The sequence below is a fragment of the Paenibacillus sp. sgz302115 genome (assembly GCF_056120445.1).
This window is the reverse complement of record NZ_JBVYOK010000068.1, coordinates 1-472: the sequence shown is the minus strand read 5'-3', so window position 1 is coordinate 472 and position 472 is coordinate 1. Positions and strand designations below refer to the sequence as shown.

Genomic DNA, 472 nt, shown 5'->3' with positions numbered 1-472 from the left:
TCATCCGTAGCTGTCCATATTACCTCAGTTGTTCCCAGTGCAAACTCTGTCGGAGCATTGCTGGTTACGGTTACTTTAAAAATGTCTGTGCCTTTCGCCTGACCGACGTCTACCGGAGTCTTCAGCGCAGTTGCTTCGACCGTTTTATCCGCTGGAAGCGTCAGTCCCGGCTTCGTTGTATCCACGACCGTGATCTTCTGCACACCTGTGGTCACATTGCCGTTTTCATCCGTAGCCGTCCATTTTACCTCGGTTGTTCCGAGTACAAACCCTGTCGGAGCATTGCTGGTTACGGTTACTTTGAAAATATCCGTGCCTTTGGCCTGACCGATGTCTACCGGAGTCTTCAGCGCAGTTGCTTCGACGGTTTTGTCCGCTGGAAGCTCCAGAGTCGGCTTCGTCGTATCCACGACCGTGATCTTCTGCACGCCTGTGGTCACATTGCCATTTTCATCCGTAGCCGTCCATTTCA

General features: G+C 52.1%; 1 protein-coding gene. It reads right to left on the bottom strand.

Going from position 1 to position 472, the window contains the following annotated elements; translation table 11 throughout:
• The coding region (locus AC0LWN_RS32685; RefSeq protein ID WP_474672752.1) for an HYR domain-containing protein at positions 1-472 on the bottom strand (472 nt) is incomplete at both ends.